This is a genomic window from Nitrosomonas sp. TNE100 (genome assembly GCF_055387135.1).
Map to the genome: position 1 here is coordinate 1,078,382 of NZ_AP040997.1, position 24,855 is coordinate 1,103,236.

General features: G+C 48.0%; 18 protein-coding genes. 16 read left to right on the forward strand and 2 right to left on the reverse strand.

The features are described 5' to 3' along the window. Positions 1–79 precede the first annotated feature (79 nt). From ACZ5EJ_RS05280 to ACZ5EJ_RS05350, 15 genes are all read left to right on the forward strand, one after another. On the forward strand, positions 80–2,461 hold the full coding sequence (locus tag ACZ5EJ_RS05280; protein ID WP_256201516.1) for a motility hub landmark protein FimV: 2,382 nt from the start codon (positions 80–82) through the stop codon (positions 2,459–2,461). Between the two features lie 111 nt (positions 2,462–2,572). Next, on the forward strand, positions 2,573–3,406 hold the full coding sequence (gene truA / locus ACZ5EJ_RS05285) for a tRNA pseudouridine(38-40) synthase TruA (RefSeq protein ID WP_464557619.1): 834 nt from the start codon (positions 2,573–2,575) through the stop codon (positions 3,404–3,406). An 11-nt stretch (positions 3,407–3,417) separates the two neighbouring features. Beyond that, a complete protein-coding gene (locus ACZ5EJ_RS05290; RefSeq protein WP_074455610.1) occupies positions 3,418–4,044 on the forward strand; it encodes a phosphoribosylanthranilate isomerase in 627 nt (208 codons plus the stop codon). Next, positions 4,031–5,230 (forward strand): tryptophan synthase subunit beta, encoded by a 1,200-nt coding sequence (gene trpB, locus ACZ5EJ_RS05295; protein ID WP_218117864.1) that lies wholly within the window; start codon positions 4,031–4,033, stop codon positions 5,228–5,230. Before ACZ5EJ_RS05290 ends, trpB begins: the two co-directional genes overlap by 14 nt. 52 nt (positions 5,231–5,282) lie before the next feature. Then, a complete protein-coding gene (gene trpA, locus ACZ5EJ_RS05300) occupies positions 5,283–6,107 on the forward strand; it encodes a tryptophan synthase subunit alpha (RefSeq protein WP_074684498.1) in 825 nt (274 codons plus the stop codon). A gap of 6 nt (positions 6,108–6,113) precedes the next feature. Then, complete coding sequence (accD, locus tag ACZ5EJ_RS05305; protein WP_074455607.1) at positions 6,114–7,004, forward strand: acetyl-CoA carboxylase, carboxyltransferase subunit beta; 891 nt, start codon at positions 6,114–6,116, stop codon at positions 7,002–7,004. Between the two features lie 125 nt (positions 7,005–7,129). Further along, on the forward strand, positions 7,130–8,416 hold the full coding sequence (gene folC, locus ACZ5EJ_RS05310; protein WP_464557621.1) for a bifunctional tetrahydrofolate synthase/dihydrofolate synthase: 1,287 nt from the start codon (positions 7,130–7,132) through the stop codon (positions 8,414–8,416). A 19-nt stretch (positions 8,417–8,435) separates the two neighbouring features. Further along, the gene (locus ACZ5EJ_RS05315) at positions 8,436–9,107 is read left to right on the forward strand and encodes an SPOR domain-containing protein (RefSeq protein ID WP_464557622.1); all 672 of its coding nucleotides are present in this window, start codon (positions 8,436–8,438) and stop codon (positions 9,105–9,107) included. Beyond that, a complete protein-coding gene (locus ACZ5EJ_RS05320) occupies positions 9,104–9,598 on the forward strand; it encodes a CvpA family protein (protein WP_011634232.1) in 495 nt (164 codons plus the stop codon). The genes ACZ5EJ_RS05315 and ACZ5EJ_RS05320 overlap by 4 nt, the downstream gene beginning before the upstream one ends. A gap of 106 nt (positions 9,599–9,704) precedes the next feature. Then, positions 9,705–11,222 (forward strand): amidophosphoribosyltransferase, encoded by a 1,518-nt coding sequence (gene purF / locus ACZ5EJ_RS05325; RefSeq protein WP_464557624.1) that lies wholly within the window; start codon positions 9,705–9,707, stop codon positions 11,220–11,222. A gap of 16 nt (positions 11,223–11,238) precedes the next feature. Continuing rightward, positions 11,239–12,414, forward strand: a complete 1,176-nt coding sequence (locus tag ACZ5EJ_RS05330; RefSeq protein WP_011634234.1) for an O-succinylhomoserine sulfhydrylase — start codon at positions 11,239–11,241, stop codon at positions 12,412–12,414. Positions 12,415–12,533: 119 nt separating this feature from the next. Continuing rightward, positions 12,534–14,045 (forward strand): threonine ammonia-lyase, biosynthetic, encoded by a 1,512-nt coding sequence (gene ilvA, locus ACZ5EJ_RS05335; protein ID WP_074455602.1) that lies wholly within the window; start codon positions 12,534–12,536, stop codon positions 14,043–14,045. Between the two features lie 460 nt (positions 14,046–14,505). Continuing rightward, positions 14,506–16,440 carry a methyl-accepting chemotaxis protein gene (locus ACZ5EJ_RS05340; protein ID WP_464557626.1) on the forward strand — a complete coding sequence of 645 codons (1,935 nt, stop codon included), beginning with the start codon at positions 14,506–14,508 and terminating at the stop codon, positions 16,438–16,440. Positions 16,441–16,516: 76 nt separating this feature from the next. Beyond that, complete coding sequence (locus tag ACZ5EJ_RS05345; RefSeq protein ID WP_464557627.1) at positions 16,517–21,688, forward strand: hybrid sensor histidine kinase/response regulator; 5,172 nt, start codon at positions 16,517–16,519, stop codon at positions 21,686–21,688. Positions 21,689–21,758: 70 nt separating this feature from the next. Next, positions 21,759–22,331, forward strand: coding sequence for a hypothetical protein (locus tag ACZ5EJ_RS05350; protein WP_464557629.1), 573 nt, complete (start codon positions 21,759–21,761; stop codon positions 22,329–22,331). Between the two features lie 45 nt (positions 22,332–22,376). On the opposite strand, the gene ACZ5EJ_RS05355 is transcribed toward ACZ5EJ_RS05350, so the two are convergent. Then, positions 22,377–22,625, reverse strand: a complete 249-nt coding sequence (locus tag ACZ5EJ_RS05355) for a hypothetical protein (protein WP_464557630.1) — start codon at positions 22,623–22,625, stop codon at positions 22,377–22,379. On the opposite strand from ACZ5EJ_RS05355, the gene ACZ5EJ_RS05360 reads away from it, so the two are divergent. Next, complete coding sequence (locus tag ACZ5EJ_RS05360; protein ID WP_464557632.1) at positions 22,602–23,159, forward strand: RHS repeat-associated core domain-containing protein; 558 nt, start codon at positions 22,602–22,604, stop codon at positions 23,157–23,159. The genes ACZ5EJ_RS05355 and ACZ5EJ_RS05360 overlap by 24 nt on opposite strands. 180 nt (positions 23,160–23,339) lie before the next feature. On the opposite strand, the gene ubiB is transcribed toward ACZ5EJ_RS05360, so the two are convergent. Continuing rightward, positions 23,340–24,854 (reverse strand): ubiquinone biosynthesis regulatory protein kinase UbiB, encoded by a 1,515-nt coding sequence (ubiB, locus tag ACZ5EJ_RS05365; RefSeq protein WP_074455597.1) that lies wholly within the window; start codon positions 24,852–24,854, stop codon positions 23,340–23,342. Between the last annotated feature and the right edge of the window lies 1 nt (position 24,855).

Consider the following 24,855-nt stretch of genomic DNA (forward strand, 5'->3'; position numbering starts at 1 on the left):
AGATGACCTTCGCTTTCTGACATAAATTGCCATCCATATTTTGTATCAGAGAGTTCGGGTAACAATGAAGGATATTTGTGTGAAGATAATTGATTTCAGAGCAAAAGGTATTTCTCCAGGCGTTTTATCCAAAGTGTTTTTGATTGGTATGCTTGCATCTGCCTGGATGGTGCAGGCTGCCGGCTTGGGTAAGTTGACCGTAAGCTCATATTTTGGGCAACCTCTCAATGCAGAAATAGCTCTGGAATCTGTAACAGATAAAGAGATCGATTCGCTATCAGCCCGACTTGCTTCGCCCAAGATTTTTCAGAAAACTGGTGTCAATCTGGCCCCCTATCATGCAACGTTGTCTGTATCTGTTGAAAAGCGAGCCGATGGGCGCCCCTATATCCGTATAAGCTCATCACAGGCAATCAACGAGCCGTTCCTCAATTTGCTCATTGAGCTTAGCTCTTCATCGGGGCATCTGTTACGTGAATATAATGTTCTGCTTGACCCCGCTGAAACACAAAAGGCAGCATCCGCTGAGCCGGTTGTGCAATCCGATAGAGATAAGACAGGAAGTGTTGCCGCAACAACTGTACCCGGAAAGACTCTATTATCCGTTGAGACCACTCTCCCCCCTGCTCAGACGGGTGGTATATATGGCCCGGTTATTCGAGGAGATACCCTGAGTAGAATTGCGCGACAAGTATCGCCTGACAGCGTTAATCTTAACCAAGTGCTGGTTGCGTTGTACCGTGCCAATCGTGATGCTTTCCTCGAAAGAAACATGAATTTGCTTAAAGTGGGTGTCATTCTGCGTATTCCTGATGAAAGCGAGATCTCGTCTGTTACCACAAAAGAAGCTTCTCGTGAAATTGCTGTACAGAAAGAAAGCTGGAATGATTATCGACAGAAAATTGCAGACCTGGCTGATAATTTTTCAGAAAAATCTGATCTAAAACAATCTCAAACAGGGAAAATTACAACTGTCTCCGGAGAATCTTCTGTTATCGGATCCAATAAATCCGAGGAAGTTTTGATTCTCTCAAAAGGAGAGTTACTTAGCGATAACCATCTGCTTGCTAAAAAGGCAGAAGACAGAACTGCCCAGAATTATTTGTACATGATGGAAGAGGATGCAATTGCGAAAGAGCGCGCCTTGCAGGAAGCAAATGAGCGAGTGGCTATTTTGGAGCAGAATGTTGCGAAATTGCAGCGTCTACTTGAATTGAAAGGCTCGACTCTTGAGAGCAAAGCCGGAATTGAACTGGAGCATACGCAGCATATACCTGACCTGCAGGCAATTTCAACTCCTGCCAAACAGGCTGATATCGCAGTCGTTGGGGACTCAGCTGAAACTCTTGGTTCTGTTGCAGGAGCTTCAGAAAATTCAACTCCTCCGATTACTATTCCGGCTCAATCAGTCAAGCCGGCTTCATTATCTAAGCCACTCCAACCTGTCAGTCCTGAATCTGGTGAATCAGATTTAATGGATACATTGTTGCAACATGTAGATAAAAACAGCAAATGGGCTGCCGCAGGATTGGGAGTATTGCTGGTGATTGCGTTGGGCGCATCTTTAATTTTCCGTAAAAGAAAGCAATTCGGGGACCCGGATTCCTCTGACATATATGATTATGCCGAGAAGGACGATAAATCGATGTCTTCGGGGATGGCCAAGATCACATCTGTTGATGAGCATATAGAAAAACCGGACGAAGAATTGATTCAGCGCACGGTCAGTACATCAGAATCGGGTGATTTCAATTTGACTGATACTGCTGGCAATCAGGCTGATGTCGATCTTGATTTGTTCTTCGGTGGTAAACAGGAAGAAAAAGCAACCAAGCCTCTTTTCTTCACTGCGGATTCTGTCAGTCAGACTTATGCGGAAAATGAAACAACGCTCGATGAATCGAATGAGCTGAATAATGAGATTAAAACCAGCACGATAGAACCTGATCCGGCTGAATGCCAGAAGGGGGCTCTTATTGGTGCCGAAGAGGATGTTGAACGTAAAGAAGACGAGACAAGTAAGCAATGGATTTTTACATCTTACGACGATGCCCTGGAAGAAAAATCTGATCTTGCGCAGGCACAAGATCATAGTGAAGTGCGTGCATCATCTCATGATGCGGAACATCAAATTGATTTTGATCTGAAATTATCTGAAGAAAAGGAATCCACCAAAGATTCTCAGATGATGGATGAATTGCCGGAATTAAGTTCCACGCTGGCAAACATTGATCTTGATCTTGGAGATGAGCCTGGTGAGAAGCCGCAAGCCGTCAATGAAAGCTCTGAAGTTGGTACAGATATGCAATGGCGGGAAGTCGCAACCAAGCTTGATCTGGCCAGGGCCTATCTCGAAATGGATGATAACGAAGGTGCCAGAGATATTCTGGAAGAAGTGTTGCGTGAGGGTGATCACGAACAACAATCTGCCGCCCGTTTTATGCTAGACAAAATCAGCTGAAGCCAGACGGATATAGCCTACCGGAAGCTATCCTGATTGAGTATTTTCTTGTATTCCCATATTTATTGGGAAATTGTTCATGAAGGATAAAGTATTCCTTTATGAAGATCTGTGAAGATTGTCCTGATTCTGGAATATGATGGCCGTGGCTATTGTGGCTGGCAAAAGCAACCTGATCGCATTTCTGTTCAATCCCGGCTGGAAAGCGCTTTATCGCGCATAGCAAGCAGTCAGATACAAGTTGTTGCGGCAGGACGAACAGATGCAGGTGTGCATGCATTGTGTCAGGTCGTACATTTTGAAACGCATGTCATCCGCCCTTTAACAGCTTGGGTAAGAGGAGCTAATGCACTACTGCCGGATGATATTTCAGTATTGTGGGCTTCGGAAGTTAATGATGATTTTCATGCCCGATTCAGCGCAACCGAACGTACTTATCTGTATTATCTGTTGAGTCGGCCTGCTCGTCCTGGAATTTTCCAGGAGAAAGCAGGGTGGACCCACTATTCGCTTGATCTCGAAAAAATGCAGACGGCAGCAAGATTTCTGATTGGCGAGTATGATTTCAGTGCATTTCGCTCAGCAGAATGTCAGGCAAAAAATGCGATACGAAAGCTTATCAGGCTGGATATTAGTCAAAGTGAACAATTTTTTGTTTTTGAATTTTGTGCTAATGCGTTCCTGCATCATATGGTTCGAAATATTCTTGGGGCATTGATTTATATTGGCCAAGGAAAGCATCCTCCTGAATGGATGCAGGTACTTCTGGGGAAGCGTGACCGCACACTTGCTGCGCCAACATTTGCACCGGATGGATTGTATCTGGCTGGCGTTCGATACGATGCCAGATGGAATTTGCCTACTTTTAACGTAATCCGGCCAGAGAATGTTATAAATATGATTGCAGACTTTAAATATTCACAGAATTGGGCTGGCTTGCGTTAAAAGGAGGTCTGGTGCGTATTCGTGTAAAAATATGCGGCATTACCCGGTTAGAAGATGCAGTGACAGCTGTACACCATGGGGTGGATGCTATCGGCTTTATTTTATGGCCTCAGAGTGAACGATATATTTCACCAGAGGAAGCTGGTCAGATTGTGAGATACCTGCCTCCATTTGTGCAGGCTGTAGGGGTATTTGTAAACCCTGATAAATCCTGGGTAGAAGTGGCCAGTGCAGCAGCTGGACTTGATCTTTTGCAGTTTCATGGTGATGAATCGCCGGATTTCTGCAGTCAGTTTCATTTGCCGTATATCAAGGCTGTTCGTGTCCGGGACGGATTGGATTTGTTACAATACGCGCAGTGTTATGAAGGATCCAAAGGACTGCTACTGGATGCTTATGCTGAGGGAAAACCCGGTGGAACAGGTCACATATTCGACTGGAAGCTGATTCCCTCGGGGTTGTCGTTACCCTGGATACTCTCAGGGGGTCTTCATTCAGACAATGTTGTCGATGCGATTGAACAGACTCGTCCATTGGCAATTGACGTTTCAAGCGGAGTTGAAATTGCTAATGGCATAAAAGATGCAGACAAAATTTCTGTTTTCATGAAAGGAGTAAGATCTTGTGAAAATGTATGATCTTCCCGATAAACGTGGCCATTTTGGTCCGTACGGTGGTACGTTCGTGGCTGAAACCCTGATTTCAGCCTTGGATGAGCTTTGTAAGCAATATGAGTATTATCGTGGTGATGCCGAATTTCAAACGGAATTCTTTCGTGAGCTTAAACATTATGTTGGCCGCCCCAGCCCCATTTATCATGCCAGACGTTGGTCGGATCATCTGGGTGGTGCACAGATTCTGCTGAAGCGTGAAGATCTTAACCATACAGGTGCACATAAAATTAACAATACGGTTGGCCAGGCGTTGCTTGCAAGGCGTATGGGGAAAAGTCGTATCATCGCTGAAACGGGTGCTGGTCAGCATGGAGTAGCCAGTGCCACTGTGGCCGCCCGCTATGGTATGGAATGTGTCGTGTACATGGGTTCTGAGGATGTCAAGCGACAGGCAACCAATGTTTATCGTATGAAGTTGCTTGGGGCTACAGTCATACCAGTTGATTCAGGTTCGCGCACACTTAAAGATGCATTGAATGAAGCCATGCGTGACTGGGTGACCAATGTTGGTAACACCTACTATATTATTGGTACTGTTGCGGGGCCACATCCTTATCCGATGATGGTCAGGGATTTTCAGGCGGTAATCGGGAATGAAGCCAAGCAACAGATGCAGGAAGAATATGGTAGACAACCAGATGCTCTGATTGCATGTGTAGGCGGCGGTTCAAATGCCATTGGCCTGTTTTATCCTTATATTGGGGAAGAAAACGTTCGAATGATTGGTGTAGAAGCTGCGGGCAAGGGAATCGATACGCAGAAACATGCTGCCACCCTGGTAACGGGCAGGCCGGGTGTTTTACATGGTAATCGTACCTATCTGATTCAGGATGAAAATGGCCAGATCATCGAAACACATTCAATTTCGGCTGGCCTGGATTACCCGGGAGTAGGACCGGAGCATGCCTGGCTTAAGGACTGCGGTCGTGCCGAATATGTCGCTATAACAGATGGTGAGGCTTTGGCTGCATTTCATGCTTTATGTCGCTTCGAAGGGATTATGCCGGCTTTGGAATCCAGCCACGCTCTGGCTTATGCAGCCAAACTTGCGCCAACACTGAGAAAAGATCAGCTCCTCCTGGTGAACCTGTCAGGTCGCGGGGACAAGGATATGGCAACGGTGGCACAGCAATCAGGTATTTCGCTTTAACCGAATGTCTGATAGATCTCATTATATTTTGATTTTTCGGATTATCTGTTAAATGAATCGTATTGAATCTGTTTTTTCCCGGCTCAAGTCACAAGATAAAGCTGCACTTATTCCTTTTATCACGGCAGGTGACCCTGACTCAGCCACAACAGTGGCGTTGATGCACCAGCTGACACGATCCGGGGTTGATTTGATTGAGCTTGGAGTCCCTTTTTCTGATCCCATGGCCGATGGGCCTACCATACAGCGTTCCTCGGAGCGCGCACTCAAACACCGTATCAGCCTGAAAGATGTACTTGCTATGGTGGCACAATTCAGAAAAATGAACCAAAGCACACCGGTTGTCCTGATGGGTTATGCCAATCCAATTGAGACCATGGGGTATAAACGTTTTGTGGAAGAAGCAAGCCATTCCGGGGTAGATGGCGTCTTGGTAGTTGATTATCCACCAGAGGAAAGCGCTGAATGGGTGCGACACCTGAAAGATCAGGGCATCGATCCAATTTTTTTACTATCACCTACAACCCCGGAATCACGTATCAAGCATGTTGCAGAACTTGCAAAAGGATATGTTTATTATGTTTCTCTAAAAGGTGTAACGGGCGCTTCACACCTTGATCTGCAGGATGTCAGCAGTAAATTGTCTCAGCTTCGTGCGCATATCAGGATTCCGATCGGAGTGGGTTTTGGCATACGAGACGAACAGACAGCCAGGAGCATAGCTGAACGGGCGGATGCTGTAGTTATAGGTAGCCGTATTGTGGAGGAAATTGAACACTCCCAGGCAGCTGATTTGCTGTCAAATGTAGGTGCTCTGGTAGAATCGTTGCGGCATGCAATTGATGCAAGATCCAATCACTCTTCTGACATAGGGTAGTGATATATGAGCTGGTTTGAAAGTATCATTCCCCCTAAAATCAAGCGTAAGGAAAACGGTGAAAAAAAAGCTGTCCCGGAAGGCTTGTGGAGCAAATGTGCAAGTTGCGAAGCTGTTCTTTACTGCACGGATCTGGCCAAAAACCTGAATGTTTGCCCCAAATGTGGTTACCATAATCGTATTTCTGCGCGCAAACGTCTTGAGTTTTTACTGGATCCACAAGATCGCCACGAACTTGGCATGGATATCCTTCCACAAGATCCTCTGAAATTTCGTGACAGCAAGCGATATACGGACAGATTGAGTGATGCGTATGAAGTTACCAGTGAAACTGATTCACTGGTGGTCATGCGAGGCAGTATTAAGTCGATCCCGGTTGTTGCTGCTGTTTTTGAGTTTGGTTTTATGGGCGGATCGATGGGTTCCGTAGTTGGTGAGCGCTTTGTACGTGCCGTGAAAGCCTGTGTGACACATCATCTTCCTTTCATCTGCTTTAGTGCGAGTGGAGGGGCACGTATGCAGGAGGGTTTGTTTTCGTTGATGCAGATGGCAAAGACAACTGCAGTACTGGAGCAGTTAAGTCGGGAGAAATTACCATTCATTTCTATACTGACAGACCCCACAATGGGAGGGGTGTCAGCAAGTTTCGCATTTATTGGCGATATTGTGATTGCTGAACCAGGTGCATTGATTGGTTTCGCCGGCCCACGTGTTATTGAGCAGACTGTGCGTCAAACATTGCCTGCCGGTTTTCAGCGAGCAGAATTTCTGCTGGAACATGGTGCCATTGATCTAATTATTGATCGTCGTGAAATGCGTGATCGATTGGCCAACCTGTGTACATTGCTGATGCGTATCCCGGTTCCTGTTTCACCACCTGTTATATCAGCTGATTGAACCTGGTTTTTTCTGAAATTTGCTATTACCTTTTGAATAACGGCGGTATTAACTAAAAGGGATAATGTGAATCTACTACTTGCTGTCATGGTGAGCGTCTATTTTACTTTATTTCTTCCGGATCGATGATGGATGTCCGATCAATGACTTTAGATGACTGGTTGCTCTATCTTGAAAAACTTCATCCAAAGGCAATTGATATGGGTCTGGAGCGGGTGAAGAAAGTAAGAGATGCTTTGGGATTGATGCCCAAATTTCCTGTTATTACGGTTGCTGGTACAAATGGCAAAGGCTCAGTTTGTACCATACTCGAATCGATACTTGGTTGTGCATCCTACCGGATAGGCTGTTATACATCACCACATTTACTGCATTATGGCGAGCGAATACGGATTGATCAGCGAGCAATTACTGACGAGGTTTTGTGTGGTGTATTTGCTGAAATAGAATCTGTACGTGAATCAGTCCAGGTTACGCTGACTTATTTTGAATTTGGTACCTTGGCCGCTATGCTGATATTTGTGCGGGCGCAAGTGGATGTGGCCATTCTGGAAGTAGGATTAGGCGGCCGGCTTGATGCAGTTAATGTATTTGATACGGATTGCGCCATCCTGACCAGTATCGACCTGGATCACATGGATTATCTTGGATCTACTCGGGAAGCCATTGGCCAGGAAAAAATTGGTATCTTCAGGCCAAATAAACCGGCAATTTGTACTGAACCGGATATACCAGCCGGTCTTCTTCCAAAAATGCAGGCGACGGGAGCCTTACTATGTTGCATCAACAAAAACTTCGGCTATACACAGGATAATCTGCAATGGTGCTATGAAGGAGTGCGCCGCTATAACTTGTCATTGCCAGCGCTTAAAGGGGAATACCAGCTGCAAAATGCAAGTGCTGCTCTGGCAGCACTGGAGGCTATGGAAGGAACATTGCCTGTTCCAATGAATGCCATACGACGTGGCCTGGCTGAGGCAACCCTGGCGGGCAGATTTCAGATAATTTCAGCAAGGCCTGCGATTATTCTGGACGTGGCGCATAATCCGGCAGCCGCTCGCAAACTACTGGCTAATCTGGAAGCTATGCCAGTAAAAGGATGTACTTATGCAATCGTGGGCATGCTGAAAGATAAGGATATGGCTGGCACGATCCGGGTGCTGAAGAACAATGTGGATCACTGGTTGATAGCAGGTCTGGATGTGGCGAGAGGCGCAACAGGGAATGAAATACTAAAGGCACTTAGAGATGCCGGGATAGAAGAACAGGAGCGCGTACGTGTATTTCAGAATGTACAGAGTGCCTATGTTTACGCGCGTGAACATGCCAGTAGTGATGATAGAATATGCGTTTTTGGATCGTTTCATACCGTCAGCTTGATATTGAAGAATCATGGCGGGACGGTTTCTTAAAGGTAGACAGGTATAAAAAATGACCAGCAGCGTCAATGAAGAAGAGATTTCCCTGAGGAAGCGTGCCAGAAAGCGCCTGATCGGTGCTATCTTGCTCGTTATTGTGTCGGTAGTATTCTTGCCCATGATTCTTGATGATGAACCTCAGCAAGAACAGCAGGAAATTGATATTCAGATACCTTCCGAAGAGCTGACTGCTGAAGCTTACCCTTGGATGACACCGGAAAATGTAACGTCCGATGATGAGGCAGAAGTTCCCCGGGAACTAGATAAACCATTACCTTTCAGCGATCCTGAGCGTTCCGAGAAAATTGAAAATAGTGGATCGGGTGATAGTGGTTTCGATGGAATACCGATTCCTGCCAGGAAGCCGGTGTTGGCAAAATCAGCCCCAGCTATTCAAGGAAAAACTTCCGTTGTTCAGGAAAAAGTACCTGTAAGTGATAATGTAAAAATACAAGACGGTTCATTTGTCATTCAGCTGGGTGCATTCTCTGATGTTTCTAAAGCCAGACAGCAACAGCAAAATCTTGTCTCAAACGGGGTAAGGGCATATACCGAAACAATCAAGGTTGGCAGTAATGAAATGACTCGTGTACGGATCGGACCTTTTCCTACGCGAGAAGCTGCTGAAGCAGAGCATGAACGGTTGAAAAAAATTGGATTGAGTGGTGTAGTGACAACCAGATGACGATTTTCGACTACATTGTTATCGGAATCATATCTTTCTCAGCTTTATTGAGTGTCACGCGCGGACTGGTACATGAAATCGTATCCCTTCTTGCCTGGATAATTGCCTTCTTTGTTGCCAGTCGTTATTCAATAAATGCCGCCCCCTTGTTATCAGACTGGATCGTGAATGAATCCATTCGCATGTTGACAGCTTTCAGTGTGATGTTTTTTGTTGTTCTTCTGGTAACAATGCTCGCATCCAGGCTGCTATCTGTTCTGGTGAGGGGAGTAGGGCTGGGCCTGATAGACAGAATGCTGGGCGCGCTGTTCGGAATCGTGCGTGGATTGGTGATCATATTGTTTCTGATAACAGCAGCCGGCTTTACTCCACTTCCACAACAACCCTTCTGGCAGCAGGCGGTATTGAGTGAACCCCTGGAAATAATGGCGGCTGACGTAATCCCCTGGTTGCCCCAGGATTTCAGGAATCTTATTGGTTTTGCCAAGTAATTTAAGTTCAGGCTTGACTATATTGAAATTTCGTATCTTGTAATTAATACAGATATGAACTGCTAGTTTTACAAGTTTTTTAATCCACTTTTTCAGCGAGCTCGCTATGTGTGGAATTCTAGGTGTAGTAGCCCGTTCCCCCGCCAATCAGTTGCTCTATGATGGCCTGTTAATGCTGCAACATCGTGGCCAGGATGCTGCAGGTATTGTTACCGCGCAAGGTAATAGTTTTCATATGCACAAAAGGTTGGGTATGGTACGGGATGTGTTCCGCACCCGGAATATGCGTGCTCTGCCAGGGTATATGGGAATCGGGCATGTTCGCTATCCCACGACAGGGTCATCAAATTCTCCTGCGGAAGCACAGCCTTTTTATGTAAATTCCCCATTTGGTATTGTGCTGGCGCATAACGGCAACCTGACCAATGCGGATGTACTTAATCAAGAGCTGTTTCTTGCAGATCGCCGCCACGTAAACACGCATTCTGATTCGGAAGTGTTGCTGAATGTGCTGGCACATGAATTGCAGGAGCGCGCGACAGGTTACCAACTTGATCTTGCTGAAATTTTCTCGGCAGTTTCCGGTGTACACGAGCGTTGTCAGGGTGCTTATGCAGTGATTGCAATGATTGCCGGTTATGGTTTGCTGGCTTTTCGCGATCCATACGGGATCAGGCCGCTGGTATTCGGATCAGTGGAAACGAATGCTGGTACTGAATACATGATTGCTTCTGAAAGTGTGGCGCTGGATACACTGGGTTTTCGTCTGATCCGGGATGTTGCACCTGGAGAAGCTGTTTTTATTGATATGGAAGGGCATTTCTACAGCCATCAGTGTGCTGCTCACGCCAGTCTGAATCCCTGTATTTTTGAATATGTTTATCTGGCCCGTCCCGATTCAATGCTGGATAGCATCTCGGTTTATGAGACTCGTCTCAATATGGGCGTAAACCTGGCAGATAAAATCAGCACCTCCATGCGGCACCTGGATATTGATGTTGTAATACCGATTCCGGAATCCAGTCGTCCAAGTGCCATGCAGCTTGCCAATCGCCTCGGGATCAGCTTCAGGGAAGGATTTGTCAAAAATCGCTATGTGGGCAGAACGTTTATTATGCCCGGGCAGCAGCAGCGCCGGAAATCGGTTCGGCAGAAATTAAATGCCATCGAAATTGAATTTCGCGGCAAGAACGTACTGCTGGTTGATGATTCTATTGTGCGTGGCACCACCAGCCGAGAGATTGTTCAGATGGCACGAGAAGCGGGAGCACTTAAAATATACTTTGCTTCGGCAGCGCCACCAGTACGTTTCCCTAACGTATACGGTATAGATATGCCGACTCGCCAGGAATTGATTGCAACAGATCGTACCGATGAGGAAATATGTCGTGAAATTGGTGCGGATTATCTGATCTATCAAAATCTGGATGCACTTAAGCAAGCGGTTGCCCAGGTCAATCCGCGCATCACGAATTTTGAAACCTCCTGTTTTGATGGGCATTACATAACAGGCAGTGTCACTCAGGAGTATCTTTACAGAATTGAATCACAGCGTAACAGTCTCGGGTTATCACAAGGGGAGCGCACTACCCAACTTGATTTAACCCTGCTCCCAATGGATTAACCATATAGAAACGATCATGACAAATGAATTAGATCTCCAAACGCTGGCTATTCATACCGGCGTCCATCGCAGTCAGTTTAACGAACATTCAGAATCACTCTATCTGACTTCAAGTTTTGTGTTTGACAGTGCAGCCCAGGCTGCTGCACGGTTCTCAGGGCAAGAACCCGGTAATATCTATTCGCGCTTTACTAACCCGACAGTAACTGCCATGCAGGAACGCCTAGCTGTGCTGGAAGGGGCGGAAGCCTGTATCGCAACTGCTACTGGTATGGCAGCAATTACGACCTGCGTCATGGGACTACTTTCAGCTGGTGATCATATCGTTGCCTCACGCAGCCTGTTTGGATCCACTGTTGGCTTGTTCAACAATATCCTCAGCCGTTTCAATATCGAAACTACCTTTGTTTCTGCAACCGATCCGAGTGAATGGCAGGCAGCAGCCAAACCAAACACCAAACTGTTTTTTATGGAAACTCCCTCCAATCCACTCACGGAAATCTCCGATATCGCTGCATTGGCAGACATTGCCAAACGGATTGGGGTGTGGCTAGCGGTTGACAACAGTTTTTGTACCCCGGTTGTGCAACAACCACTGAAGCTGGGTGCAGATCTGGTCATTCACTCAGCAACAAAATATCTGGACGGGCAGGGCAGAATCCTGGGAGGGGCAATACTGGGTAAACGTGATTTGCTGATGGATAGCGGTATATTCGGTTTCTTGCGAACAGCCGGCCCGGCGCTAAGCGCATTCAATGCCTGGATTATTCTGAAAGGACTTGAAACATTAAGTGTACGGGTAAAAGCACACTCTGATCATGCACTGGAAGTCGCGCGCTGGCTGGAAGCACATCCTAATGTAGCACGTGTGTTTTACCCGGGTCTGCCGTCTCATCCGCAGCATACACTTGCGATGCGCCAGCAGAAAACCGGTGGCAGCATTGTGTCATTCGAGGCAAAAGGCGGCAAAGAGGCTGCCTGGCGTATTGTAGATGCTGCTCAGCTCATGTCGATTACTGCCAATCTTGGCGATACCAAAAGTACACTGACTCATCCTGCCACTACAACTCATGGGCGTATCAGCCAGGAGGCGCGCGCAGCTGCCGGCGTCAGCGATGGTCTGTTACGTATTGCGGTTGGCCTGGAGTCACCGGAAGACATCAAGGCAGATCTCGCTCGAGGATTGCAGTAGACTCGTAATTTATTACAACTGGCACACACTATTCTTCTTGAAACCGGATACGACTAGCAATAAATTTTGCTACCGGTTTTCACTCACTACTACTGTGATACCTCCAAAATCTTGCCATCATGATTAATGATTATCTTGAAAGGATACTGACCGCGCATGTCTATGACGTTGCGGTTGAAACCCGGCTGGATCCGGCGCCATCATTATCTGCCCGTATTCATAACCGTGTGCTGCTCAAAAGAGAGGATATGCAGCAGGTTTTTTCCTTCAAGCTGCGTGGTGCCTATAATAAGATGGCTAGATTGCATTCTGGTGTATTGCAGCAAGGCGTGGTCGCTGCCTCAGCGGGAAATCATGCGCAAGGTGTAGCACTGGCAGCGCAAAAGCTGGGCTGCTCAGCCACGATCGTTATGCCAACCACCACGCCGCAGATCAAGATCAATGCAGTAATGGCGATGGGTGCTGCAGTACTGCTGCAGGGGGATTCCTATAATGATGCCTACGAATATGCGCTGAATCTTGCCAGGGAAAAGGGGGTTGAATTCATTCATCCTTACGATGATCCGGATGTGATCGCCGGGCAGGGTACGATTGCCATGGAAATTTTGCGTCAGCATCCCGGGAAAATCCATGCAATTTTTATCCCGATTGGTGGGGGAGGGTTGATTTCCGGCATTGCTGCGTATGTGAAAAGACTTCGCCCGGATATCCGGATCATCGGAGTTGAGCCAACAGATTCAAATGCCATGTATCGTTCTCTGCAGGCAGGTTATTGTGTTGAGCTCTCGCAAGTGGGTTTATTTGCGGATGGTGTGGCTGTTCGTCAGGTGGGAAAGGAAACTTTCCGGCTGTGTCGCGAGCTGGTGGATGACATCCTGCTAGTAGATTCGGACGCCATTTGTGCTGCAATCAAGGATATATTTGAGGACACGCGTTCCATTGTAGAACCTTCCGGTGCGCTTTCGGTTGCCGGGCTAAAGGTGTATACGAAACAAAATAACTTGCTGCACGAAACCCTGATTGCAATCGCATCAGGAGCAAACATGAATTTTGACCGACTGCGCCACGTTTCTGAACGGGCTGAACTGGGTGAACAGCGTGAAGCAATCCTTGCAGTGACGATTCCTGAAAAGCCTGGCAGCTTTAAACAGTTTTGTAATCTGGTGGGCGCCCGCAACATCACGGAATTTAACTATCGCTATGCGGATCCTCAAAAGGCACATGTCTTTGTGGGTATATCAGTCCGTAATCGCGAAGAAGCATTGAATCTGATCCAGATCCTGCATGCAAATAATTTGCGTGCAGAAGATATGACTGACAACGAGATGGCGAAGCTGCATATCCGCCACATGGTGGGTGGGCATTCCAGGGAAGTCAGTCATGAAGTTCTGTATCGATTTGAATTTCCAGATCGTCCGGGAGCGCTCATGAATTTTCTGAACAAAATGAGTGATCGCTGGAATATCAGTTTGTTTCATTATCGTAATCATGGCGCTGATTTCGGCCGTGTCCTGATCGGAATACAAGTTCTCCCACAGGACAAAGATGAATTTATGCACTTCCTGGATGATCTGGGTTATGAATTTGATGATGAAAGCAATAATCCTGCCTATCAGTTTTTCCTTGCCTGATTTTCTGCCTGCATCTCCTCCTCGTTTACGAGCTTCCTGTTCATGGCAATAGTATCTTTAAATGTGATTGGACTAATACCGCCCCGTATCGGGTGTTGGTGCTTGTCCGCAATCATTGAAGCACCTCACAACTTTAATCGCTAAAAAATTCTGGTTCAAAACGCTGATAAAGAAGGTTTTTACAAATTTCTTCTGATTTTTGTACCTGGAAGACAGGACTATCCTATTACACTGGAATTATGTCATCATAATATCGGCTTTTCAGAATGTGCTGAAATACCAATAAGGGCGATTTTGACAGAAGTTTTACCAGAGTAAGGTCTATTACCGGCATATGACAGGTTGTAACAACCCCAACGATATGACTGTACTGCTTCCTATAACCAGATATCTGCAGATATTTCGCCGATCGTGGCTCCCAGGAGCTCTATCCGTTCTGTTTCTGTTGATTGCTTTGATTATGCTGCGTGTTGATACTCAGCAAGCGCGCAACCATACCGCTTCACTTGAAGTTATCGGGCGTATTCATACCAGCATCCAGCATCTGGTCATTATTTCCCGGGAAGCGTTGCGTGGAAATGAGCAGGCATTTGTTCAACTGCGCAATAACCTCGATCAGCTGAATCATTATTCAACCCTGTTGCAATACGGGGGAGAGTATCAGCGAGAAACTATTCCCGCCGTAGCAGAACTGCTTTCTGTAGACTTATTTAAATCCTTTCAGAACACATTGCGTACAAAGGAAAATCAGGCTCGCCAAATTCTGGAAAGTCGGGAAGTACTAATTAATCTGGCAGAAATTTTAAAACGGGTTGATCTGGTCAATAACAGCTTGCAAAAGAAGCTGCAGGATTTTTCAGCCGAGCTGGCGCAGTCAGGGCATGCATCCAGCCAGGCAGTCGCGGTCGAAACTGTAAAAATTCTTGTTCAGTTTATTACCAGTAGTGTCAGCTCTGTGATACAGGGCGGATTTCAGGTATCTGGCACAACAGATCAATTACCGGGAGATTCCGAACAGATCACCGGGATGATCCAGACTTTAATAAAAGGCCGGGACTGGTTGTATTCAACCGTTCTGGGCAATCAACTTCCCTCCGAAACGTTGTCTGAGATTCGTATCCAGTTTAATGCACTGGAAGATTTGTTGCGTGTTGCCCAGAAATTGACACCGGAAGCGACCGGAGCCTGGCATGCAATGCATGAGACATTTTCAGCCAGTGATAGATTATCGACACTGGTAGGTCAGATTGAACAGGCAATCATCGAGCACAATAGTAGCGAAGGTACATCCATTACGGTGCTGTTTTATCTGGCTGTAATATTAACCATTTTAAGTGGTCTGGTATTCATCCAGATGTTTTCTACCAGTTTGCGCAAGCGAATCCATCAGGGTGAACAAGATGTTGAAACCACGCAGAGGGCGATACTGCACCTGCTCGATGAAATGGAGATACCGGCAGGAGGGGATCTGACTGCTCGCATGTCCGTCACCGAAAATATTACCGGCACAATTGCCGATTCAATCAACTTGACGATTGAGGCGTTGCAGGAGCTGGTTAAAAAGGTAAATCACGCCAGCTCTCAGGTGATTGATGCCTCTCATCAGGCAGAACAAATTTCATCAGATTTACTGGCCGCGACACAGGAACAGGCACATAAAATTGAAGATGCAACGGTTGCTGTCCTGGGAGTTGCTGAATCACTGGAAGCAGTATCCGATTCAGCGGAAGAATGTGACAATGTTGCCAAACAAACCCTGCATGCGGCAGAAAATGGTGCCAATGCCGTACAGGACGCCATGGCCGGCATGAATGAAATCCGGGTCTACATCCAGGAAACTTCCAAACGTATTAAGCGTTTAGGAGAGAGTTCACAAGAAATTGGTGAAATTGTTACTCTGATTTCGGATATCACCGAGCAAACCAACATCCTGGCATTGAATGCTTCCATTCAGGCAACAACGGCAGGTGAAGCTGGCAAGGGATTTTCTGTTATCGCTCAGGAAATACAGCGTCTGGCCGAGCATTCCGCCGAAGCGACTCGACAGATCAGTACGCTCATCCGCAACATCCGGGGAGATGCGCAAGACACTATCATTGCAATGGAGCGCAGTACAGCAAGTGTGGTTGAGGGTACAAGGCGTGCCAATACTACAGGAAGCGCCCTGGAAGAAATCGAAACAATCTCTAAACGCCTGGCGCAACTGGTCATCAGAATTACCGAAGCTACGCGCAAACAAACCCGTGTTTCCAACAAGGTGGTCAAAAATATGGAAGATATCTTATCCATCACCCAGCAAACCACCCGAGGCACTCAACAGAATGCTGACTCTATCAGGCAGATCGCAGAGCACGTTACAGACTTGAAGTCATCAGTTGCCAATTTCAAGGTATGACAGCTCTGTGCAAAGCTGCCATCTGCAGCAAACCAAAGCCATCCACTATCAATTTTGGGATTAATAGGGCCGCATCATGAATACTGATACTAGGATAAATATCTCATCTGTTATGGGGATCAGAGAAGCCATTGAGCAGATTTTTACCTTGATCCACCGCCACTTTGATTCTTATGCCACGGATACGGATGACACCAGGCAGATTGAAGAATGCCGGTATTACATGCATCAACTGAATGGCATGCTTGAGATGCTGGAGCTGAGTGGGGTGGCGTTTGTCGGGATCAGTGTGGAAGAGCTGCTAGCAGCTTTACAGGAACGGAGGATTGAACCGGACGCGCAGACTTTGGTTGTTGTCCGGCAGGCTATCCGCTCCATTTACCGTTACCTGGATGCGCTGATAGATGGTGAGGTGGACAATCCGGTCAAGCTTTTTCCGGTCTACCGCAAGATCATGCAAGTGCAGGGGCTGGAAGAAATCTCTGAAAGTGATTTGTTTTTCCCGGACATACGTGAATCGTTACCCCTACAACCTGTAGAGCTGGATCTGGATGATACTTCCCGGCAAGAGACAGCCAAACAGGCGCGTGCGCAATTCCAGTCGGGATTGCTAAGCTGGCTGAAAAATGCTGATGACAAGCAGAGTCTGCAGAAAATGATTGAAGCGGTACGATCAATCGAGAAACTGCCGGCTGCTATTGAACAGCGGAAATTTTGGTGGATCTCTTCCGGATTCCTGGATAGCCTGCTTCATCAGGAGCAGGTCGTTGACAAGTCGGTGCGCAGATTGTGCGGGAAGATCGAGCAGGAAATCCGGCATCTGAACAAGGAATCACACGTTGTCGCTGCCCGGTTGACAAGAGAGTTGCTTTACCGGATCGCACGCAGCCAGCCAGTGAGTGAACGCCTCCAGGAAATCAGTCGTGTCTATGACTGGCAGATTCCCTTGTCCACGATTGATAATCAGGAGCATCTTGACGAATCCATCATGGATGAAGAGGCAACTGCTTCGGATCTGCAGAGCATGCATGTTCTGCTGGAAGACATCAATGATCAGTGGCGCAAGTTCAATGCAGAAGATCAGGAAAATATTTCATCCTTGCTGGCGTTAACTGAACAGTTAAAAGTCCTGATTTCCAGGGTAAGTTGTCCTCCGCTGGAGAAACTGGCAGGCGTCATTCATGGTGTCTTGTCCTATTTGCGAATCCGCCCACAGAGCATGAATGAGGGAATTGCACTGGATATTGCCTCATCCCTGCTACTGACAGAAAATGCCATCGATAATTTTCATCGTTTGTCGCCGGAATTTCCGTCACAGGTCGATGCACTTGCCACCCGTATACGTGCAGTTACGACCGGCAAGGGAGAGGATATCGATTTACCTGATTTGCCCAATCCGGATCAGGCAGGCCATCTCACCCAGGAGAAAAAATTGTTCAAACAGGTGGCGCAGGAAGTGCTCGCCAACCTGGCGCAAGTTGAAGATATCCTGGATCGTTTCTTTTTTGAACCGGAAATACGCAACGATCTGCCGCTTTTGCCTGAATTGTTCAACCAAATCAGCGGTGTATTGAATGTGCTTGAACTTGATCAAGCCAGTACAGTGCTGGATTCATGTCGGGCTCTCACGGAAAAACTGACAGCATCTGATCACCTGATAGATCAAGCTGAGCAGATGTTGTTGGCCGATGCGCTGAGCAGTCTTGGTTTTTACATTGAAGCACTCAGGAATTCCCAGTCGGATGCTAAGGAAATTCTTGCAACGATAATGCAACGGCTTGGCCAGAAGCCTGCCGGGCCGGGTTTATCAACAGATATTCGGGAAATCCCTATTGATTTCGCTGCGGCTGCTGATCGTTTATTTGAAAGTAATCCGGAGCAGCTAATTGATCCCGAGTTATTGGCAGTCTTTCTTGATGAATCCAGTGATGTGCTGGTAAGCATTGCTGATCATTTAGAGTCGTGTTATGCCAATTACGCGAATCAGGACGCCCTGACAACTATCCGACGCGATTTCCATACGCTCAAAGGTAGTGGTCGCATGGTAAAGCTGGAAGCGCTGAGTGAAGTGGCATGGCGTATTGAGCAGCTCATGAACCGCTGGCTGAGTGAGCAGAAACCGGCAACCAGCATACTTCTGGATTTGCTGGCAGAAAGTCACAGGCAGTTTAGCAACTGGTGCGCCAGCCTGAGAAAGGATGGCGCGGTAGAGATCAAGGCCGAACACCTGCTTGATCAGATCAGAGCGCTGATGTATGGCACGGACGAGCAGCCGGATATTGCGACTACATCACTTGCACCCGAGGTGTTCGAGCAGGCTCCGGAGATTGAACCACTACCAACAATCACCGATGCACTATCTGACATAAAAACCGGAGCAGAAACGGCAATAAGAATTGGCGATAGCGAGGTGCCGGCAGATCTCTTCAGAATTTTCATCAATGAAGCCAGTACTCATGTTGCTACTCTCAAACAGGCATTTAAACAGGCATTTGATCTGCCCGGGGATGATGCCATTTTATCGGTTACACATGAATCCATGCTGGCAGCTCATACGCTTGCCAGTACATCACGTGCACTGGAATTGGGTTTCATCGCACAGATCGGACAAGCGCTGGAGCGCTGGTTTAACCGGCTGCTGACGACTTCAAACATGCCCGGACAGCAAGCGTTATCCTACATGGCAACTGCGGTCAACTTGCTGGATGATATGTTGACCACAATTCGGGAACATCAATTTCCTTCGGCAGAAACTGTGCAGGCCAGCGCAGAAATCACACATGAATTGATGCGCCTTCTGGAAGAAGCTCCTGTTGTACAAGCAACAGAAACAGAGCAGATGGTGGAAATGGTGGAAATGGAGGAGATGGCGCCACTCGAATCGGCAGTGGACAAAGCATTGGAGGAAGATTCATCTGCTTCAATGTCGGAGACTGAGATTTCGTTGCCGGTTTCATCACTTCAGCAGGTGAAAGATGCGTTTGCCGACCTGGATCAGGAATTGCTGGAAGTATTTCTTGAAGAAGCACAAGAACTGCAATCCGAGATTGGCACAAATCTGCGGATATGGCGTAAACAACCTAATCAGATGAATGCACGCAAGGCAGTATTGCGCGCCTTGCATACCTTGAAGGGCAGTGCCCGGATTGCTGATGCGCAGCAAGTGAGTGATCTGGCGCATCAGATGGAAAGTGATATTGAATCTCTATATGATCAGACGGCCTCCGCAGCATTGCTTGATCAGCTGGAAACACAGTTCGATACCATTTCGGATAAGGTTGAGCAGTTGCGATTCTCTTTACAACCTGAATCGCAGCCTGCCCCGGTAACTGAAGAAGCCGAGGCACATCCGGAATTGCTTCCTCCCGCAGTGGAAACTGTTTCTGCCCTTCCTATATCCACAGCGGATACTGATCAACCTTTCCGCAAAACTACACTGCGTGTCGATGCAGAATTGATAGATCGCCTGATTAATGAATCAGGCGAGTCGAGTATCATTCGTTCCCGGGTTGAGGCGCAGCTATATGATCTGGAACAGTATTTGCAGGATCTGGGTGAAAGTGTTGATCGCATGCGTGGCCAGTTGCGTGAAGTTGAATTGCTGGCTGAAACCCAAATGCCAGCCAGCTCGCTACCTTCCATAACTGGTCAGACAGATTTTGATCCGTTGGAACTGGATCGCTTTACTCGCTTTCAGGAGTTGACCCGGCTGATGGCGGAAAGCATGGATGATGTAGTCACCATTCATAAAAGTTTGCGTGAAATACAACGTGCCGCCACGATGACGGTGGATCAGCAGGCACATCTGAATCGACAGTTACAGCAGGATCTGCTGCGTATTCGTACCATTCCTTTCAGCCATTATTCCGAGCGCCTTTATCGCGCCGTCAGGCAGGTGACCAAAGATACCGGCAAGCAGGCTAACCTGATTATTCAGGGAGATAGCATTGAGTTTGATCGGGGTGTGCTGGATAAAATCAGCTCTTCCCTGGAGCATCTGCTACGCAATGCGCTGGTACATGGCATAGAAACTCCGGAAGAACGTCTGAGCATCGGCAAGGCGGAAGCGGGCCAGATCACACTCGATCTGCACCGGGATGGCAACGAAATTGTCATGGTGCTGCAAGATGACGGGATTGGGTTGGATGCAGAACGCATTCGTGAAAAAGCGCGGCAGCTTGGGTTGGGCAGCCCGGAAAATGAGCAGGACGATGAGCAGTGGTATCCGCTGATTTTTACGCATGGCTTTTCCACATTGGATGGCGTGACGGATATCGCCGGGCGCGGGGTAGGACTGGATATTGTCAGGAACGAGTTGGGCGAACTGGGCGGGAACATCGCAGTCACATCCGAGAAAAACCGGGGAACCACATTCACCCTGCGTTTTCCAGTGACATTGGCCTTAACACAAGCGTTAATGGTCAAGGCAGGAGATAGCACTTATGCCATCCCGATAGCGATTGTGGCACATGTATTGGAAATGAATGCAGAAACACTCGGGACGGCTTATCAGGAGCATCACCTGATATGGAACGGCAATCGCTTTCCACTGGGCTATCTGCCGCACCTGCTGGGGGTGTCGCATACCTTTCCTGAAATCAGACGTAGTAACCGTATTGTGTTATTGCAAACGGAACATGAGCAGCTGGCCATTCATGCCGATGCACTGATCGGGCAATGTGAAGTGGTCATCAAGAATATCGGCCCGCAACTGTCTAATGCACCCGGCATTGAAGGGGCAACGATCACAGGAGATGGCAGCATCGTATTGATCATTAATCCGATCAAGTTGCTGCAGCGCGAGCAGGTACGGGAGCTGCTATCTGCAGGACCAATGACGCCAGTTGATGCTGCAGATATTCATCCTTCTGCCACCGCACCGGTTGTCATGATTGTGGATGATTCGCTGACGGTACGTAAAGTCACCAGCCGACTACTGGAACGGCAGGGCTATGAAATCCTGATTGCCAAAGATGGCGTGGGGGCACTTCAGCTGCTGCGCGAAACCATACCAGCCATCATGCTGGTTGATATCGAAATGCCGCACATGGATGGCTTTGAACTGATCCGCGCTGTCCGTAACAACCCGGAGTTACAAAATATCCCGATCATCATCATCTCCTCCCGCACAGCAGAGAAACACCGGAAAGTAGCAGAGGAACTTGGCGTAAATGAGTTTATGGGTAAACCCTACCAGGAAGATGAGTTGTTGCAGCATATTGAACGCCTGATTAAAGAAGGATGTTAACCAGTAACCACTGCTCATCCGGTTCAGGCATCAACTTAGCGCAACTTCAAACCCTTGAACTTAAATAGCTATGATTTCATTAGAAGAACTTGGTCTTGCTTACCGCAAAGCTAAAGTTGATCTATATTACTCATCTCATACCTCACTAGACGCGATAGCAGATTACGAGGAAAATCTGCACGCCAACCTGCAAGCGCTGCTGGAAAAAATTCAAGGTGAGGATGAATCTTGGATCAGCGTCCCCGACTTCCTTGGCTCTTGGATACCCGTACCCAAATCTATCGACATGGCGAGCTGGCGGCAACTCCGCAAAGGCCAGGGCAGCGGTTTGATTTTTGCCTCGCCAGCATGTGAGTGGAAACATGCCTGCAAGGTGCTGGTCGATAAGAAGATCGAACAGCTGATGGATGCCAACGGTAATATCACCAGCCTGCGCAAGCGTAATGGTCAGAGCATCACACTGGCGTATGACAATCTCAACCGGCTGCTCAGTCGCAGCTATCCGACCACTGCGGACAATATCACCTACACCTACGACTTACTGGGCCGCACGACGGCTGCCAACAAAACCGGCTATACCATCATCGGCTATGTCTATGACAATGCCGGACGGCTGACCAGCACTGCTCACCTACCAGTATGATCCGGCAGGCAACCGCACCCAGCTTACCTGGCCGGAGAGCACGTTCTATGTCACTGCCACACGTTCGATGCATTGAATCGCCCAACGGCGATCAAGGAAACCGGCACGGTCAACCTGGCCACTTAGCTGGTCAGTGCCAATAAAACCGGCTCGACCAACAGCCTGGCGTACGATGGCGCAGGGCGGCTGCGGCAAACTACCCTGGCTGGCACTATCACCCGCCTGACTTATGATGGCGTGGATCTGGTAGCTGAATACAACAGTTGGGGCATGCTCCTGCGTCGCTATGTGCATGGCCCCGGCATTGATGAACCGCTGGTGTGGTATGAAGGAACGACTACTACTGCCAAGACCTGGCTGTACCAGGATCAGCTGGGCAGTGTTATCGGTACTGCCAACAGTGCCGGCACCAGTACCGCTATCCACAGCTATGGCCCATTTGGTGAACCCAATGTCACGACCGGTATCCGCTTCCGCTATACCGGGCAGCAGTTCCTCGGTTCACTCAACCTGTACTACTATAAGGCTCGCTTCTACTCGCCTGCTTTAGGCAGATTCCTGCAGACCGATCCGATCGGTACCACAGATGATCTGAATCTGTATGCATACGTTGGTAATAATCCGATCAACTTCAATGATCCAAGTGGGTTGATTGCTGCAGAAGCTCAAATGCTGATGGGTAAACTGGGCTCCTGGGGAAAAGACAATGCCGGTACACTCGCAGAGATCGGGATAGGGTTGACACCTGCAGGAGTCTATGCTGACATCTACACTGCAGCAACAGGCAGATCTCCGATAACCGGTGATTCCCTCTCTGATTGGGAATGAGCTGCAATACTGATCCAGGGCATCTCCGAAATCAGAAATGCGGGAAGAATTGGAGGTGCTGTACTCAAAGATGGTGCCCAATTATCAACTAGCAAAGCACTTGATATGGCCATTGAGCATCTTGGCCCAAACTACAAAGAGATCGTACCTGGAGTGTTCAAATCATCTGGGACTGAACACTTAGAGATATACCCGGGCAAGTAGTAATCCGGCCAACAGCACTGCGACCAGTGTCAGTATCAGGCTTTGACGTTTTTGCTGCGCGACCAGTTCGGCCAGTCTGTCTTCCAGATTTCGGGCACGTTGCTGATCAAGGTTGTAGTGCATCAGGCGGGGAAACTGCGGTAGCATCACCGCCCAGTTGGTTGCTTCCTTCTGCAGGTGAGTAATAAGTCCGCGCAGCCCGATTTGCTCGGCCATCCAGTTTTCCAGGAATGGCTTGGCAGTTTTCCAGAGATCAAGATCCGGATCCAGATCACGTCCCAGACCTTCAATATTAAGCAGTGTTTTCTGAAGCAGAACCAGTTGTGGCTGAATTTCCACGTTGAACTGACGGGAAGCCTGAAATAGGCGCAGCAGGACACGTCCAAAGTAGATTTCCTTCAAAGGTCGATCAAAAATCGGTTCACACACGGCCCGGATAGCGGCTTCGAAATCATCTACGCGCGTATTTCTCGGCGCCCAGCCGGCCTCAATGTGCGTCTCTGCCACGCGGCGATAGTCCCGGCGAAAGAAAGCCAGGAAGTTTTGCGCCAGATAATTTTTATCCTGTTCACTCAGCGTACCCATAATGCCAAAATCCACGGCGATATAGCGGCCATCGCTCCCGACAAAGATATTACCGGGATGCATATCAGCATGGAAATAACCATCCCTGAACACCTGGGTAAAAAAGATCTCCACTCCCATGCGGGCAAGTTGTGGAACATCGATTCCCTGTGTACGTAATATCTCTACACGGCTGATGGGAGTACCAATCATCCGCTCCATCACCATGACTTCTGGATGGCAGTAATCCCAATACACTTCTGGCACCTGTAGCAAGGGGGAATTGAGGAAATTACGCCGTAACTGGCTACAGTTAGCGGCTTCCCGAATAAGGTCAAGTTCATCGTCCAGATGTCGGGCAAACTCCGCCACTACCTCGCGCAATTTTAGTCGCTTGCCATCCGGCCAGATGGATTCAAGCAGCCATGCACCGGTTTCCATCAACGCCACATCATGTGCAATGACGGGGGCGATGGTTGGTCGCAAGATCTTGACAGCCGCTTGTGTGCCATCCTGCAGTACGGCAAAGTGCACCTGGGCAACTGATGCGCTGGCAACTGGCTTGATATCAAATTCGAGAAAGACCTCATTTACCGGCTTTCTATAGACGGTTTCCAGTATTTTTACCGCCTGTTCTGAAGGAAAAGGCGGCACCCGATCCTGGAGAAAAGCCAGTTCATCGGCAAAATCCTGGGCAAGCAAATCCCTGCGGGTGGATAGCATCTGCCCAAACTTGATGGAAATGGGCCCCAGTGCTTCCAGTGCCAGGCGCAATCTGACCGCGCGTGGCTGTTTGAGTTGAGTGCGAAACGGCAATAGCTGTGAAAATACCTTGAGTGCGCGCAGGTGAATCTGCTCGAGTAGGATTTCATCTAGCCCGAAGCGATAAGCAATCAGGATAATTTTAAATAGACGGAAAAAGCGCATG